The 16,614-nt window shown below is 60.0% G+C and carries 15 protein-coding genes; 7 read left to right on the forward strand and 8 right to left on the reverse strand.

What is annotated here, in order from left to right:
* Nucleotides 1–60: 60 nt before the first annotated feature.
* Nucleotides 61–690, reverse strand: coding sequence for an arylformamidase (gene kynB / locus FIV03_RS01795; protein ID WP_152508475.1), 630 nt, complete (start codon nt 688–690; stop codon nt 61–63).
* 427 nt (nt 691–1,117) lie between these two features.
* Between kynB and FIV03_RS01800 the strand changes: the two genes are divergently transcribed.
* Nucleotides 1,118–3,196, forward strand: a complete 2,079-nt coding sequence (locus tag FIV03_RS01800) for a bifunctional diguanylate cyclase/phosphodiesterase (protein WP_152508476.1) — start codon at nt 1,118–1,120, stop codon at nt 3,194–3,196.
* Here FIV03_RS01800 and kynU read toward each other — a convergent pair.
* A complete protein-coding gene (gene kynU, locus FIV03_RS01805; protein WP_152508477.1) occupies nt 3,189–4,409 on the reverse strand; it encodes a kynureninase in 1,221 nt (406 codons plus the stop codon). The two genes, FIV03_RS01800 and kynU, sit on opposite strands and share 8 nt — an antisense overlap.
* Nucleotides 4,410–4,658: 249 nt before the next feature.
* Between kynU and FIV03_RS01810 the strand changes: the two genes are divergently transcribed.
* Nucleotides 4,659–6,053, forward strand: a complete 1,395-nt coding sequence (locus FIV03_RS01810; RefSeq protein WP_152508478.1) for an L-serine ammonia-lyase — start codon at nt 4,659–4,661, stop codon at nt 6,051–6,053.
* Between the two features lie 83 nt (nt 6,054–6,136).
* A complete protein-coding gene (locus tag FIV03_RS01815; RefSeq protein WP_023002237.1) occupies nt 6,137–6,541 on the forward strand; it encodes an MAPEG family protein in 405 nt (134 codons plus the stop codon).
* Here the strand turns inward: FIV03_RS01815 and FIV03_RS01820 are convergent, their stop codons facing one another.
* The 5 genes from FIV03_RS01820 to FIV03_RS01840 all read right to left on the reverse strand — a co-directional run bounded on the left by FIV03_RS01820 (nt 6,542) and on the right by FIV03_RS01840 (nt 12,478).
* The gene (locus FIV03_RS01820) at nt 6,542–7,159 is read right to left on the reverse strand and encodes a GntR family transcriptional regulator (RefSeq protein ID WP_023002238.1); all 618 of its coding nucleotides are present in this window, start codon (nt 7,157–7,159) and stop codon (nt 6,542–6,544) included.
* Between the two features lie 133 nt (nt 7,160–7,292).
* Nucleotides 7,293–8,381: an anhydro-N-acetylmuramic acid kinase gene (locus tag FIV03_RS01825; protein WP_152508479.1), complete on the reverse strand. Its 1,089-nt coding sequence runs from the start codon at nt 8,379–8,381 to the stop codon at nt 7,293–7,295.
* On the reverse strand, nt 8,378–9,730 hold the full coding sequence (locus tag FIV03_RS01830) for an aspartate aminotransferase family protein (RefSeq protein ID WP_152508480.1): 1,353 nt from the start codon (nt 9,728–9,730) through the stop codon (nt 8,378–8,380). The genes FIV03_RS01825 and FIV03_RS01830 overlap by 4 nt, the downstream gene beginning before the upstream one ends.
* Before the next feature lie 382 nt (nt 9,731–10,112).
* Nucleotides 10,113–11,984, reverse strand: coding sequence for an adenylate/guanylate cyclase domain-containing protein (locus FIV03_RS01835; RefSeq protein WP_152508481.1), 1,872 nt, complete (start codon nt 11,982–11,984; stop codon nt 10,113–10,115).
* On the reverse strand, nt 11,981–12,478 hold the full coding sequence (locus FIV03_RS01840; protein WP_055657536.1) for a FecR family protein: 498 nt from the start codon (nt 12,476–12,478) through the stop codon (nt 11,981–11,983). Before FIV03_RS01840 ends, FIV03_RS01835 begins: the two co-directional genes overlap by 4 nt.
* 163 nt (nt 12,479–12,641) lie before the next feature.
* Here FIV03_RS01840 and FIV03_RS01845 point away from each other — a divergent pair, with 163 nt between their 5' ends.
* Together FIV03_RS01845 and FIV03_RS01850 are read left to right on the forward strand one after the other, a co-directional pair.
* Entirely contained in the window at nt 12,642–13,325 is a 684-nt protein-coding gene (locus FIV03_RS01845) for a Crp/Fnr family transcriptional regulator (protein WP_286202248.1), read from the forward strand.
* A 164-nt stretch (nt 13,326–13,489) separates the two neighbouring features.
* Nucleotides 13,490–13,756, forward strand: coding sequence for a BA14K family protein (locus FIV03_RS01850; RefSeq protein WP_152508483.1), 267 nt, complete (start codon nt 13,490–13,492; stop codon nt 13,754–13,756).
* A 101-nt stretch (nt 13,757–13,857) separates the two neighbouring features.
* On the opposite strand, the gene FIV03_RS01855 is transcribed toward FIV03_RS01850, so the two are convergent.
* Nucleotides 13,858–15,429 carry an alpha/beta hydrolase gene (locus FIV03_RS01855; RefSeq protein ID WP_152508484.1) on the reverse strand — a complete coding sequence of 524 codons (1,572 nt, stop codon included), beginning with the start codon at nt 15,427–15,429 and terminating at the stop codon, nt 13,858–13,860.
* Between the two features lie 449 nt (nt 15,430–15,878).
* Between FIV03_RS01855 and FIV03_RS01860 the strand changes: the two genes are divergently transcribed.
* Both FIV03_RS01860 and FIV03_RS01865 read left to right on the forward strand, forming a co-directional pair.
* Complete coding sequence (locus FIV03_RS01860; protein ID WP_023002246.1) at nt 15,879–16,088, forward strand: cold-shock protein; 210 nt, start codon at nt 15,879–15,881, stop codon at nt 16,086–16,088.
* A gap of 127 nt (nt 16,089–16,215) precedes the next feature.
* On the forward strand, nt 16,216–16,467 hold the full coding sequence (locus tag FIV03_RS01865; protein WP_152508485.1) for a hypothetical protein: 252 nt from the start codon (nt 16,216–16,218) through the stop codon (nt 16,465–16,467).
* Nucleotides 16,468–16,614 lie beyond the last annotated feature (147 nt).

The following is a 16,614-nucleotide window of genomic DNA, read 5'->3' on the forward strand; positions in this document are numbered from 1 at the left end:
TTGCCGCTCCCAACGGTCAGTCTTTTTCTTATTCCGGCCGCGCTTTCCCGTTTCCCGGGATTAGCGGAGCGGGCGCAAAATGGCCCGAACCGGCGCGGCGTCCAGCCCTTCTAACTTCATTGGCAGCGCAATCAACTCATAATCACCGGGTTCCACCGCAGAAAGAGCAAGATTTTCCAGAATCAGCATGTCACGGGAACGGGCGATCCCGTGACTGGGCAGGGTTTCAGAAGGATCCGGGTCGACGGAGGGCACATCCACGCCGATCAACTTGACACCGGCGTCCGCCAGCAGGCTCATGGTTTCCGGTGCCAGAGCCCTGTAGCCTGCCGGCCAGACCGTGACGTCTCGTTCTTCGGCAAGCCGCACAAGCACTCGGGGCGGGCAGCCTTCAAGGAACGCTTCCAGCTCTCCGGGCTGGCAAAGCGGACCGGCACCGCGTGCATCGATCAACCGGGCCGGGCCGACGAAATCATGCAGATCAAGCTGATCGATCGTCAGACCGTCCGGGTCGTAGTGCAGGGGTGCATCGGCATGGGCACCGCAATGGCTCGACATGGAAAACTCGCCGACATTCACCGGACAGTCCTCTGAGATCGTAGCCGTCCAGGAGCTGCGATAAGGCGCGTCGCCGGGATAGACCGCTATACCCGGCCGCACGGGCGGTGTGATGTCGAAAAGATCCGTCATCTTGAAATATCCTGCTGAAGGGCAATTGCCGCGTTTCAGACAGCTTGAAACAACCATGGCCGGCAAGTGTTGTAAAGCTGAGCAGACACGCCGGCGACAGGCAGTCAGCTGTCGCAAAACCAGCGCGATACGGCCATTTGCAAGCGGGGAAAGCTCAAATCCGGCATCCAAGGTGTCGCACAACAATCTGTTGGCGTTTGATGCAAGTTTTATCTAACGGCACTATTCTAAATTCAGAAACTGAAAGTATCACCAGATCTCGTTAAGTTTGTCAGCGGTTTTCCCGATTTTAAATTGAATGATATATTCACGTTCCTTACACTTCTGCAAAGTTGCGAATTTGCGTTGCCAGACACGAACTGGCGGCTTCGTCCGTCATGATTTTTGATTTCGAATGCGTTCATCCCGGAGAACGACCCTGTCACATATGTCCGATCTTTCCCAGACGCAGCGGGCAACCGAAAAAAGGAAAGCGTCCCTGTCTTTTACACTCGATGACGGCAGGGTGGATCAGGAGCTGATCTTTTCGATTTACGATCGTCTCGACACCGGTATCTGGATTTTCGATTTCGACGAAAAATGCATTGTGTGGGCCAATCGCAAGGCGCTTGAGATTACCGATGCCGAATCGCTGGAAGAGCTGCGGGCACGCGACATGGGCTCGGACATGTCCCATTCGGTGGAACAGCGCCTGCGGCAGTACCAGCAGGATTTCACCAAGCATGACGTGAGCTTTTCGGAGATCTGGACACTCTATCCGAATGGCAAGGCTCAGGTCCTGCAGGTTGTCATGAGCGGCATCCGGCTGAATGACGGTCGCATGGCGCTGCTGTGCGAAGGCCGTCCGCATCACGAGCAACAGCCGGAAACGCTCCGAAGCGCCGAAGCGCTGATGCACACCACGGTGATGATCTCGCTGTTCTCCGAAGACGGACAACCTCTTTACCGCAACACGGCCGCGAGGGCAGCCTGCACCGATCTCGCGTGCACCTTGTGGGATCATTTCATCGATCAGGTTCTCGCCAAGAACGTGATGGGCGTCCTCACGGAGAAAGCCACGACCAAGTTCGTGGCGGAGGTCCGGACGAGCGACGGCCTGCGCTGGCACGAAATCACCATACGCCGCTGCCACGACGCCGTAACAGGAAAGCCTGCCTTTCTGCTGAGCGAGATCGATGTCACGGAGCTTCACCAGACCAAGGAACGCGCCCAGTATCTTGCAAGCCATGATGCGCTGACAGGGCTGTCGAACCGGACCTATCTGAAGGAACGCCTGTCGCATGTGAGGCAGACTGCGAAGGACAACAACCTGATCGCAACGCTGTATCTCGTGGATCTGGACGACTTCAAGATGGTCAACGACACGCTTGGCCATGCTGCAGGCGACCATCTTCTGCAGCTTGTTGCATCCAAGCTGAAGGATCTGGCCGGAAACAACGACATCGTCGCCCGTCTTGGCGGCGACGAATTTCTGATCTGCCACCTGTCCTCGCCCGAAAGCCCGCGACCGGACTGGTTCGGACAGGCGCTGCTGCAGGCCTTTACCAGTCCGCATCTGATTGAGGGCAAGCCTCGTCATGTCGGACTGAGCATCGGCTATGCCCATTATCCGGCCGACGGTACGGACATCGACCAGCTCATGCGTCATGCGGACCTTGCGCTTTATCAGGCCAAGTCGGAGCGGAAGAATAAATGCGTCCGCTACAAGGAATTCATGCGCAAACTCCGGGACAAGCACATGTCCCTGAAAAAGGATCTCGAACGGGCAATCCGCGAGAATGAATTCCTGCTGTATTACCAGCCGATTGCCTGTACGCGCACCCAGCGTGTTGTCGGCGCCGAGGCCCTGCTTCGCTGGCAGCACCCCGAAAAAGGCCTGGTCAGTCCCGACGACTTCGTGCCGGTTGCCGAAGAAACGGGCCTCATCAACGAGATCGGCACCTGGGTCAGCCGGAATGTTGCCTACATGCAGTCCGGGCTCAAGCTGCTGAACGTTTCCGTACCGCTGTCGATGAACGTCTCACCCAAGCAGCTTTCGGACCCCACCTTTGTTGCACGCATGCAGAGCCTGCCGAAGGAAACCGGCTGCAATGCGAACGACATCTCGCTGGAAATCACCGAAAGCGTTCTGCTTGGCGATATTCCGCATGCCTACGAATCCCTGACGAAGCTGAAAGCCGCAGGCTACCGGATCGTTATCGACGATTTCGGCACCGGCTATTCCAACCTGGCCTATCTGCACAACTATCCGATCGACGGTATCAAGATCGACCGGATGTTCATGAACGACATCGCCACCGGCGGCGCCATCGTGAAGCTGATCCTGTCGCTGGCATCAGCGCTTGATGCCAGCGTTGTCGCCGAAGGCGTGGAAACCGTTGAACAGCGGGCCTGGCTGTCTGAAAACGGCTGCAACCGTTTCCAGGGCTTCCTCTATTCCAAACCGGTGCCCGAAGAGCAGTTTATCGACATGCTGCAGGCCCAGGTTCGCGTCGCGGCTATGTGACCTTGGCGCGGGTCTTGAACTCCGGCCGGTTCCAGCTTTCCGTATCCAGAATATCCTTCAGGATCTCAACCGCATCGACAATGTCCTGATGCGACAGGTACAGCGGCGTGAAGCCGAAGCGCATCACGTCAGGTGCCCGGAAATCACCGATCACGCCGCGGTCGATCAGCGCCTGCATGACGGCGTAACCTTCCTTGAAGCGGAACGAGACCTGGCTGCCGCGGGCATTCGGATCCCGCGGGCTGGCCAGTTCCAGTTGCGGGCACTTGGCCTCGACTTCAGCGATGAACAACTCGCTGAGTGAAACGGACTTGCGGCGGATGTCCGCCATGTCGACGTCCTCGAAGACATCAAGGGCCGCATGAAGGCTCGAAAGCGCAAGAATGGCGGGCGTGCCGACCGTCATCCGGCTGATGCCGGAAACCGGCCTGTAGTCGAGATCGAACGCGAAGGGGGCCTCATGTCCCATCCAGCCGGTCAGCGGCGAGGTGACCTTGTCCTGGTGCTCGGGGGCGACATACAGAAATGCCGGAGCACCCGGGCCGCCATTCAGATACTTGTATCCGCAACCAACGGCAAAATCCGCTCCAGCGCCGTGAAGATCGACCGGGATCGCACCGGCGGAGTGGGCAAGGTCCCATATTGCCAGGGCACCTGCTTCATGTGCCGCGCGGGTGATGTCCGCCATGTCATGAACCCGGCCGGTACGGTAGTCGACCTGCGTCAGCATCACCACCGCGACGTCTTCACCAATGGCGTCCTTCACCGATTCCGGATCGACAACCTTCAGTTCATGACCCTTGTCGAGCAATTGCTTCAGGCCCGAGGCGACATAAAGATCGGTCGGGAAATTGCCGTTGTCGGAAAGAATGACCTTGCGCTCCGGCCGCAGCGCCAGCGCCGCAGAAAGGACCTTGAACACATTGACAGAGGTGCTGTCGCAGGCGACGACCGTTCCGGCTGGTGCGCCGATCAACTTGCCGATGCGGTCGCCCGTGCGGGCGGGAAGGTCGATCCAGCTGTGGGTGTTCCAGGCCCGGATCAGGCTGTTGCCCCATTCCTCGTTGATTACCTGCGCAATGCGGGCAGGCACGTGTTTCGGCAGCACACCAAGCGAATTGCCATCCAGATAGATGACCCCGTCCGGGATCTGAAACGCCTGTTTTTTGGAAGCCAGAACATCTGCCGTGTCGGCCGGGTGCTGCGAGGTCATGAGTAGCTCTTGTGTCGGATAGTTGCATTTGAAAGGAAGCGGCACGCTATCAAAGGGGCATTTCGCAAACAACTGTTTCCGCGAACCGTTTGATCCGGTTCTAACCCGCACGGGAAAACGTCTGTTTCAGCCGCATGTCGCAAATAACACAAAAATGCCCGTTTGAATGGAGGACATCCGGGCGCTATCTGTTAGCGTGACCTCAAAGCGCCGGCAGGGCCGGTGCATCTGACATATGCGGTTCAAGAGATGTTCATCAGCGTCTTCGACATTTTCAAAATCGGCATCGGGCCGTCCAGTTCTCACACGGTTGGCCCGATGGTTGCCGTTCACCGTTATCTTGACCGGGTGCGGGGCCTGTCCGGCGCGGAAAACCGCGCGACGCGGCTGACCGTCACCCTGCATGGCTCGCTTGCCTTCACCGGCAAGGGCCACGCCACGGACAAGGCCGTGTGTCTCGGCCTGCTGGGAGCCAGGCCCGATTCCATCGATCCGGACAAGGTCGACCCGATGCTGGAAGAGCTGGAGCAGACCAAGAAACTCAAGATAGACGGCCTGCCGGAGCTGCATTTCGAACCGTCCCGGGATGTCATCTTCGACTATGGCCCTCCACTGGCGCTGCACGCCAATGGCATGACCTTCCATCTGCTGGATGCTGCCGGCGCCGTCATCGACACCTTTGTCTATTATTCCATCGGCGGTGGTTTCGTGGTCAGCGAATCCGAATTGCGCAAGACCAGCAACGAACCGGTCAACGAGCTTGCCAAGCAGGATGTGCCATTTCCCTTTGCCAACGCCAAACAGATGCTTGAGATGGGCCGGGAAGCGGAGCTTTCCATTGCAGAGATGAAGCTGCGCAACGAATGCAGCGACAAACCCCAGGCTGAAGTGGAAGAAGGCATCGACCGTCTTTGGTCTGCCATGGATTCGTGCATCAACCGCGGCATTTCCCAGACCGGCATTCTGCCCGGCGGCCTGAAGGTGAAACGCCGTGCCGCAGATATCTACCAGAAGCTCATTCGTGAAGGCCGTACGAACCCGCCTTTCGAGCACAACGTGGTCGACTGGCTCGGCGTTTACGCTATGGCCGTCAACGAGGAAAACGCTGCCGGGGGCCGTGTCGTCACGGCACCGACCAATGGTGCTGCCGGGGTCATTCCGGCCGTGACCCGCTATTACCTCGATCACTGCCCCGGCGCGGACCAGGCCGGCATCAGGACCTTCCTGCTGACGGCGGCTGCCGTTGGCGGCATCATCAAGGCCAACGCCTCGATCTCCGGTGCCGAAGTTGGCTGTCAGGGAGAAGTCGGCTCGGCCTCTGCCATGGCGGCTGCCGGTTTGTGCGCGGCGCTTGGCGGCACCAACGAGCAGATCGAGAATGCGGCGGAAATCGCCCTGGAACACCACCTCGGCATGACCTGCGATCCGATTGCAGGCCTGGTTCAGGTCCCTTGCATCGAGCGTAATGCCCTTGGTGCGGTCAAGGCTGTCACGGCGGCCTCTCTGGCGCTTCGCGGCGACGGTTCGCATTTCGTGCCGCTGGACGGCTGCATCGAGACCATGCGCCAGACCGGCATGGACATGATGGAGCAGTACAAGGAAACCTCGAAGGGCGGGCTGGCCGTCAATATCGTGGAATGCTGATCCGCCTTTTCCCGCCCGGCGTAAGCTGAACATCCCCGGCGGCCAGAACCTGCGCCGCCGGCTCTCTCTTTCAAGGGGCCGACATGGCGCTTTACATCACCCCGCTTTTCGCGGGCCTGCTGACGCTGCTTTACATTTTCCTGAGTGTTCGGGTGATCGGCGTACGCAAGAGCGAACGCATCGGCCTCGGCGATGGCGGCCATGGCGGTTTGCAAAGACGCATGCGCGCCCACGGCAACTTTGCAGAATATACCCCGCTGGGGCTGATACTCATGTTGCTTCTGGAGCTGACGGGCGCCACGCCCTGGCTGCTCTGGGCTCTTGGGGTCGGTCTTTTCACCGGCCGGGCCCTGCACGCCTACAGCGTCAGCCAGGAACCGGAGCCGCTCAGGTTCCGGATTGCAGGCATGGCCCTGACATTCACCGTTCTGGTTGTCGCGGCACTGATGTTGTTAACGCGCTCGGCAAACGGTCTGCTGACCGGCTGATCAGATCTGCTGCAACCGGGTCTTGTGTGCGTGCGCAATGTGAAGTCGGGCAGCGGCTTCTGCTGCGGCACAGTCGCCCCGTGAAATCGCGTCAACGATTGCGGCATGTTCCTCGACCGCCGTTTCGCGCCGTTCCGGCGTATCCAACGTCGTGCCCGCCATCAGGATGAGCGACAGGCGCAGGTGGTCGATCTGGTCGACCAGATAGCGATTGTGAGAAGCCAGGCACAAGCGGCGGTGAAACTCCCGGTTCGAGCGCACCAGGCTGTCCTTGTCCGCAATGCGCTTGCGATCGGCGCTGACCAGATCCTGCAGGATCTCCACTTCCGGCTTTGACGCATGCTTGGCGGCAAGTCCGGCGGCCGTTCCTTCCAGAACTTCCCGCATGAAGTAGACTTCGTTGATCTGGCCATGATCAAGGGTTGGCACCACCATGCCACGGTTGGGCTCGTGCACGGCGAGGCCCTGTGCCTCAAGCCGTTTCAGGCCTTCGCGGATCGGCGTTCTGGAGACGCCGAATTCTTCCGCCAGGTCTGCCTCGCGCAATCGGTCTCCGGGTTTCAAGACCCGCTCTTCAATAAGGCCGATCAGCCGGTGGTAGATTTCAGATCCGTTCATGATGTCTGGTTAGCGGCAAGCTGGGGTTCGCGCAAGCAATTGCAGCTTTCGGGTCGCTTGACCTTCCGAAACAATGTCTTCCGGAAGAGAAGCGTTTTTGCGATTACCGGGAGAAGCGCCTCGCTACGCACGCTCAGGTGCCGGGCGTAAACAGTTTGCCGCCGACAACCGGTTGGCGGACACCGGTCGTGCCTGGAAAGGTGGTTGGCAGACCGGCCTGCAAACGCGCGCCCAGGAATGCCATTGCCTGGGCTTCCAGGGCATCGCCGTCGATCCGGTAGTCGTCCGCCGACACGACATCTCCCGCAAGAAGGTTCGCCAAGGCTTTCATCAGAACCGGATTGTGCCGACCGCCGCCGCAGACCAGCCAGAGCCGAGGAACCCGCGGCAAAAGCTTTTCCGCGCTGGCAATGGCGGCTGCCGTGAAGGCGAGCAAGGTGGCAGCGCCATCCTCCAGGCCAAGACCTTCGGCAAATTCGCCGGAGAAACTGTACCGGTCGAGGGACTTCGGACCCGGCTCGGACAGGAACGGATGGGTGAGCGCTGCCTGAAGACGATCTTCATCGACCGTGCCCTTTGCCGCGATCGCCCCACCCGCGTCATAGTCGCCGGCACCGTGCTTGCGGACCCAGTCGTCCAGGAAGGCATTGCCCGGTCCGATATCGAACGCCAGCAGCTTGTCGCCTTCAATATAGGTAAGATTGGAAACTCCACCGATATTGAGGAAACACAAGGGCTCCTTGTCTTCGCCAACCAGTGTCTTGGCGAGCGCCTGGTGATAGACCGGCACCAAAGGGGCTCCCTGCCCGCCTGCCACCATATCTGCCAGGCGAACGTCGCCGATCACCGGAACATTGAGATCCGTTGCAAGAGACTGCGGATCACCCAGCTGGACCGTTTCGCCCTTGGCCGGATCGTGCCAGACCGTTTGGCCGTGAAAAACCACGGCATCCGGCGCGAGACCGTGCGTTGCCAGAAACCCCAGGATCGCCTCGGCATGGTCGCGCGTTACCGCGGCGGCGATTTCCGGCCAGTCGTCGCGTCCCGTTCCCTTGCGCGCAGCGGCTTCCAGCACCCGGCGCTTTGTCTCGGGCCGGTAGCTTGCCGTTTCTGCAGGGCCGAACCGGGCAACCGTCCGGCCGTCGGTTTCGATCCACGCCAGATCGATACCGTCGGCCGAAGTGCCCGAGATTGTTCCAAGGATGGAGTAGTGATCGCTCACAGGCTTTCCTGAACTGCCTTGAGACCGGCTTCTGCGATGTCGAACAGCTCGTTCACCTGGGCTTCGGTAATGATCAGCGGCGGACAGAAGGCCATGGCGTCCAGCATGTTGCGCGAAATCAGGCCCTTGTCGTTGAACATTGCATTGGTTTTCGCGCCGAGTGCGCCGGGCGTTGCCGCAAGCGCCTCATGCGACAGTTCCGCGGCACCGATCAGCCCGATGCCGCGCGTCTCGATTACCAGCGGATTTTCCGCAAGACCGGCAAGGCGTTTCTGGAAGGTCGGTGCGATGGCTCTGACATGACCAACCAGATCGCGCTCCTCGATGATCTTCAGGTTTTCAAGCGCGACAGCTGCTGCAACCGGGTGCCCGCTGCCGGTGTAACCATGACCAAGTACGCCGATCTTGTGGCTTTCGTCCGCGATCGGCTGATAGACCTTATCGTTGATCAGAAGCGCGGAGATCGGCTGGTAGGACGACGACAAAGCCTTGGAGAGGGTCATCATGTCCGGCTGCAGATTGTAGGTTTCCGTGCCGAACATGTTGCCGGTCCGGCCAAATCCGCAGATCACCTCATCGGCGACGAAGAGAATGTCATATTTCTTCAGAACCGGCTGAACTGCTTCCCAGTATCCGTCCGGCGGCACGACCACGCCGCCGGCGCCCATCACCGGCTCGGCAAAGAAGGCCGCGATCGTTTCAGGGCCTTCGGCCAGGATCAGGTCTTCCAGGTCCTGCGCACAGCGCTTAGCGAAATCCGCCTCGCTTTCACCGTCCTTTTTCATGGTCCGGTAGTGCGGGCAGGTGGTGTGCAGGATCTGCGGCAGCGGCAGGTCGAACGAGCGGTGGTTGTTGGGCAGGCCCGTGAGACTGGCCGAGGCGATGGTAACACCGTGGTAACCGCGCACGCGCGAAATGATCTTCTTGCGCTCCGGCTGGCCAAGCGCATTCGACCGGTACCAGATCAGCTTGATTGCCGTGTCGTTGGCCTCAGACCCGGAGTTGGTAAAATAGGCCTTCGACATCGGCACGGGTGCCATCTCGACCAGCTTTTCCGCCAGCTCGATCGACGGTCCATGGCTCTTGTAGGTGAAGGTGTGGTAGTAAGGCAGCTTCTCCATCTGCCGGGCAGCCGCATCGACCAGGCGCTTTTCACCGAAGCCGACGGCAACGCTCCAGAGACCGGCCATGCCTTCGATGTAACGCTTGCCGTTGATATCCTCCACATAGATGCCTTCGCCCTTCTCGATCACCAATGCGCCTGTCTCTTCCTGACGGCGGGCGTCTGCGTAGGAATGGAGCTGGAATGCCGTGTCGCGGGCTTCAAGGGAATTCGGCAGCTGTGCCATGAAGGGTCTCGTCTCAAATGCGGTTGGAAAGATCCGGCCGCAGGCGACTCAATGGTTCCTGCGCGGTGGAGCACACGGTAGGCCATAGCCTGACAAAATTGAAGAGATTGCTTGGGACGATTTTTCCTGCAAACGAGCCTCGAAAGGCCGGAGCCACGTGCGAGGCATTGCACGTCGTGATCTTTGGCTGAAGACCGTTTTGCCTGTGAGGGCCGTCACATGTCTCCGGGGGCCAGACGGGCTACTTACATCTTGTCCGCAGAAACGGACACACCACTGGCCGGAGCAACCCTCAAGCAGATGGCCGGTGGGGCAAACGGGCGGAGGCAGAAAGCTTCCGCCCGTCCGCTTTTCGGCCAACCCGGGATCGCCTAGCGCACATTCAGTTTGTCGCAGAAAGCGCGCGCCGCTCCGGCATGGCTTCGTCCGCTGTCCATAGCGCAACTTCGAGCTCCTGCACGCGCCCCCTGATTGCGACAGCTTCCCTGCGTGGCGGCATTCCCAACATCTCACCACCAGCCTCGGCAGCGTTCGTCAGGGCGGTGGAAAGGACGATCGAAGCGCCACGTGACTTGCCGACCTCCATCAGCCTGCTGGCAACATTCACGCAGTCGCCGGTTGCCGCGATCTGCTGCTGGTTCTCATGCCCCAGACGCGACAGCACCACCGGACCGAAATGGCCGCCAAGGCGTACGTCGCGAATTTCGGCATCGAGCCCGGAGGCAAGGATCCAGCCACGTACGGCAACGACGAGATCAAAGGCACAGCGACAGGAGTCAGCGGCATCCTTTGGTCCGGCGTCCGGAATACCGAATCCGATCATCGCGCCGTCACCCATGAAGTCCAGTACCAGCCCCTTGTTGCGCGCGGCCTCATTGACGACCAGCGTATGGAATGCCTTCAGAACATCCCGGGTTCGGGCAGGACCCAGCTTTTCCGAAAGGGCGGTGTATCCGGCCAGATCAATGAACAGGATCGCAACCGGCTGCTCCCGCGGGACCAGCAGAAAGCCGGGATCATCGGCAATACGCCGGGCAAGATCCGGCGCCTGAAACCGGCTGAGAGCCTCACGGGCCGCCACCAGCCGGCGTACCCTGAACCACTCGAAGCCTTCCCTCAGCACCGCAAGCGCGACAACCGGCGGCACGCTTGCCGCAATCGGCAATGCCGCGTTGAGCCAGATGCCCTGGTTGAAACAGATGACGACGACGGTCATCCAGCCCAGCAATAGCAGCAGATAAACGATGGTTGCGCTGGCCAGCGGCAGAAACACGACAACGGCCATGCCCAGCAACGTAATGGAGACGGCAGCGAGTGCATCGAAGCTGCGGACCCGGCTGTCGCGTAGCAGAACCGATCCGTCCAGGAGGTTGGCAATTCCCGTCGACAGGACTTCCACCCCAGGCAGGATAGGGTCGAACGGAGACGAAAACCGGTCGCCGACAGCCGAAGCGGTGACACCAAGAAGCACCAGACGACCGCCAAGAGCAGCCTTGGCGGCTGCGGCATCCAGAAGAAGCGATTGCGCGCTGACGGTTCTGATGGTGCCGCCCTTGCCATAATAGTTCAGTGGCTGCTGCCACTGCAGGTCCAGCGACTGCACTCGCCCGGAAATCCGGATGCCTTCCGCAGTGACCGATGGAGGCGCACCCAGGAACCTGGCAACAGCCAGCATGCCAAATGAGGGAGCCAGCCCCTGGTCGGTCTTGAAAATAAGAGGAATATGACGCGGCGTGCCGCCGGCATCGGTCGAGACATTGACGAGGCCGACGCTGGCTGCTTCCGCGAAGGCTTCAAACGGGCGCAACTCGGTTTCGGGAGCCGGCACCAGTACCGCCGCAGCCCTTTCAAGCGGGAACTGGCCACCGGCCGCAATCACCGTAGGCAGAGAAGCAAGCGCCGTCGCAAGGCCGGCGTCTGCTGCCTCGTTCGATTTTCCCATCAGCAGAATGTCGATGGCCAGGGCCTTGGCGCCTGCGTCCCGTATCCGGCCGACCAGCTCGGTCAGAAACACCCTGTCGACCGGATAGTGACCGGCTGCGGCCACCGTCTGATCGTCGATGGCCACGATCACCACATCCTGCGGCGCTTCGCGCGGTCCCTTGATATGGATACGAAGATCGAGAAGCACCGTTTCCAGCCGGTCAAGCACGCTTGCCCGTCCGGCAACATGGCCCAACGCCAGGGAGCCTGCCCAGACGGCCCCGACGATCATCGCCAGGACCACGAGACAGACGTAGAGCTTCAGTTTCATTGACCGAAACGGGACATAAGCCCTGCGGCCCTTTCCGCTGACCATGTGGCCGGTGCGAAGGGAAGGCCCGGGGCAACGTCCGCTCCTTCACCGGCTGCGAGCAGCACCGTATCGCTGCCATCCGGCCGGGACACCGACACGTGACCGCGCAAAACGAAGACTGACGTGCGCTCCGGCCCGACATCCACTGCGTAGATCGTGCCACGAACGGCGGCAATGGCGTGAGGGGTTCGCACCTGGAACGGGCCACTGCCCGGCTCGACCTCGATCAGCATCGCATCGGTTTCGAGATCGACGTCTTCCGGGCGCGTGGCGCCTGCGGCGGTGTCGATGTTGAAAGCACTGGCTGCTTCTGCTTCGATCACGAGACCGTTCGCGCACTGAAACACAGTCCTGGGCGGATCCTGGACCTGTGTGCGTTCGCAGCCGTTCACATTTTGCGCCATGGCCGTTGAGGAAGCTGCGAGCATCAACCCGATCAGGGTTCCGGCCAATTTCAATCGTCTTGTTGACATTGCAATCCCGATAGGCTTGTCAATTTTAGGTAAGGCATCGCCGTGAGATACCACCATGGTATGACACAACAACCGTTGTAACCACCGTTGTACTGGTGCTCGCATCACACGAGAAAGAGAGAATATGGCTACCGAAGAGAGTTTGAATAAGGAAAAGCTCCTGGGACAGAGCTTTATTTTCGAAGCGCTGGATGACGAAAGCCGCAAGGATCTGGCCGCTTTCGCACATGTCAAACGCTACACCGCAGGCGATATCATTTTCGACATGGGAACGCCGGGGCAAAGCATGATGGCAATTGCGGAAGGCTCGGTGCGCGTCAGCATGCCGACGCCCAGCGCCCGCGATGTCACCTTGTCGGAACTGCATCCGGGCGACATCTTCGGTGAAATCGCCCTGCTCGATGGCGGCGAGAGGTCAGCAAACGTGCGCGCCTTGACCAACTGCAAGCTGGTCGTGGTCGAACGACGGTCTCTGATTGAAGTGCTCAATCGCGATCCGGCTCTTTCCATCCGGCTGATCGAGTTGCTTTGCCAGCGCGTTCGCCGGTCGGACGAACGGATGATGGAAATCGGTTTTCTCGGTCTGCCGGAACGTCTCGCCCGCCTGCTTCTCCGCATCACCGTGACCGCTCCCGGCACTGAAGAGAAGCCGCTGACCAAACTGTCGCTCTCCCAGTCGGAAATCGCAGAGATGATCGGCAATACGCGAGAGACGGTGAACCGATGCCTGCGCAAGTTCCAGAAAGCAGACCTGATCGACCTCAAGGAAGGCTGGCTGATCATCCGGAACCGGGAAGGCCTGGAGGACGTCGCGGACTTCGTGTGAGGAACACGGGAGCCGTTTTGGCCAGAACTCGGGACGCGCTGGCCGTCATCAGACAGCCGATGTCGGGGCAGTGTCGCGCGTCACAGGCCCCGGCGAATGATCTTTCCTAGGTAAGAGGGACAGGCGAACACCGCTTCGCCTTCACCAAGCCAAAGGAGATCCAGATGCTCAGGAAAACCATCTTCACCGCCGTTGCCTCCGCAGCCCTGGCAACCACGACCTTCGCCCCTGCCGCCTTTGCCGGGGGCTATGGAAAAAGCAACCACAAGGGCTATCAGCACCAATGGGCTTTTGGCGCTCGTGATGCGGTTGTGACGCGGCATATCGACTGGTGCTTTGGCCGCTACAACTCCTATCGTGTTTCCGACAACACGTTCCGGTCCGGGCAAGGCTCGCGCCTGCAGTGCTCCTCTCCGTTCATTAGCCGCTGACCATTCGCCTGACACGAGACATTTGCCGGCAAGGCGGGCAGAGCACGGAGATCATATCCCGGTTCTGCCCCGCCGGAATGCGCTTCCGGCAAGAGCCAAAATCAGATGCCGTTTTCTTCAAGAAAGCGATGGATGGCACCAAGGCACACCTGCCAGGCAGGTTCCTGATCGACCAGAATGTGATTTCGGCTTTCCAGTGCCACGAATTGCGCCCCCGGGATGCCTGCCGCAACAGCCTGGCCGAGTTCCAGCGGAATGCGCTGATCGTATCTGGAGTGCAAAACGATTGTCGGCGCCTTTACCTGCCCAAGGCGGTGGCGGACATCGATACGGCCGAAGGCTTCCTGAAACCGCGCCGCGTTTTTCGGCGAGGTTGTCTGACGCTGAAAATCGTCGAACCAGTCCAGGGTTTCCGCGTTGGCATCCGGCATGAAGGTTTGCGAGAAAATATGCCGATAGGCCGGATTATCCGTCCCCCAGCCAAGTTCCGTCAGCGTGATCACCGCCTCACGCCGGGCCTGTTCCTCCGGTGAGGCCAGATATCGCCAGCCGGCAGCATATCCACTGATCAGGATCAGTCCGGAAACGCGCTCGGGATGACGCACGGCGTATTCAACCGACACGGCACAGCCCTGAGAGATGCCCACCAGCGGAAACCGTTCCAGCCCCAGGGTATCGGCAACGACCTCAAGATCCTCGACAAAGGCGTCGAACCCGAGATCGTCCACATCCCAGTCGGACAGACCGCAGCCTCTCTCGTCGTAGCGGATGAACGTGCGGCCGCGGGAAAGCTCTGCAAAGCTTCTGCCCCAGATCGGGCTCGACCAGTCGAACTCCAGGTGGTTCAGCCAATTGGCCGCCTTCAGAATGGGTGGACCGGCCCCGATGCTGGCATAGGCGATCCTGGTGCCGTCTGCCACATCGCAAAATCCGATGTTCTGCGCCCTGAGCGCATGGGCACGGGCCTTGCGAACCCTGTCTGCCGGGTCGGCCGAACTCGTCTCGGCAAGCACGACGTGGTCAGACGAAAGACCGGAGGTCGATGTGACCCGCTGAAGGCCTGCCGGCGGCGTGTCACTTCGCATCCGCTGGTGCGCCTCTGCGCCTTCCGGGTCGGCTTCCAGCCACAGTCGCTGCCACTTCCGACTGGCAGCCGGGCCAATATCCCTGTGGGTCGCCAGACGCTTGTAAACTTCCACCTGTGCCAGATGGACGTCTTCACGTTCAGCCGTCAGCCAGGCATCGAAAGCCTCGTCGCCGGCACCGTCCAGCCCGTCCAGCAACATGTTCCCGAGCCGCGTGGCCATGTCCTCAAGCTCGGTGACGCCAAGCAACCCTGCCTGGTTCCGAAGCCTTGCGTGAATATCGAGAATGTCGATACCGATGCCCTCGGCATCGAACTGGACGCGCTCGCGGTCGGCGATGATACGCAGCCGGTCCGGCGTATCGACCGCCCGCCGCAGCTTGCTGAGCGCCCAGCGCAGCGCCGCTTTCGGATCGTCCGGAAGGTCCCAGAACAGCTCACACAATCGCTCACGCCGATGCGGCCGCCCTGTCGCGACCAGAAACGCAAGAAGCGCCCGTGCCTTCTTGGAGGCCGGCAGAACAATTTCCTGCCCCATGGCCCTGACGCGCAGTTCCCCAAGGAGCGAAATTTCCAGCGCCTGGGACATGTATGTCTCTGAACTCACTTTGGAAAAACACTTCGCGTCTTTGTAGCACCTAAAAGAAGGCTGGTAAAACAAACCTGTCAGAACGACCGCCGGCGCCTTCGCCAATTGCCAGGTTCTACGTCCATTAACCGAAATTCCGTTATTGCCCCTGGGCCTGCACCCGGCCGAGATGACCCATCACCCGCCAAAACGATCCTGAAATCGGATCAAAACGAATTATTATTGCTAAGTTTCGTCGTCGCAAAAATTCTTTTCAAAGAAACAGGAAAAGCGCCTTGTTTTGGACACGGTTTCAACTTAGGTAACAGTTATCGATATTGTTTGTCGAACTTTGTGACTGCGCGGTTTACCGTGTTCTGAACGATCTTCCCATCAACGTCGACCTAACCGCGCCGCCCCGCATACCGTGAGGCGCGCAAACTACCATGACCGATTGAAAGGAAATCGTTATGCCAGTAGGTACCGTAAAATTCTTCAACACCACCAAAGGCTTTGGCTTCATTCAGCCGGAAGATGGCGCTGCCGACGTGTTCGTGCACATCTCCGCTGTAGAGCGCGCAGGCATGCGCAGCCTGGTCGAAGGCCAGAAGGTCAGCTTTGAAGTTGTCCAGGACCGCCGTTCCGGCAAGTCCGCTGCTGACAACCTTCAGGAAGTCTAATTCTGCATCCAACTCTGTTCGGTGACCACGGATGCACTGGCACCGGGCAGCAGGATGAATGGAAAAGGCCGGGGTAACTCCCGGCCTTTTTTGCAATTACCACCAGTGAACGGTTGGAGACGCGCAGATGACTTCGTCCAAGGATAATGAAAGCCCCCTTCGCACACGACGGGAAACTGCGGAAAGCAAAGCGGAAACAACCCGTCGGGTCGCGCGTGAAATCAATGAGGCAGAGACATCTGCCCGCGACGCCAAGACGGCCCGACTGAAAGCTGCAAGACTGGCGAGCCAGGACAAGCAGGCGGCTTCCGCCACGAATACCGCCAAGGGCAAGTCAGCCCCGACAAAACCCCGCAAACCCTTTGTGACCAAAGCCTGACGCCAGGTTTCATTTCTCTTTTTCCCAGGGTTTCTTGCGGGCACTGTCTGCAAGGCGAGTGAAACGGGCATTCAATATGGACCGCCCCTGATTGCCGTTTGGCGTTCGCTTCTGCTTCTCCGGCCAAAGCCCCGGAACCATGGCCCA

The sequence above is a fragment of the Labrenzia sp. THAF187b genome, assembly GCF_009363375.1.
GTDB classification, from domain to species: Bacteria; Pseudomonadota; Alphaproteobacteria; order Rhizobiales; family Stappiaceae; genus Roseibium; species Roseibium algicola.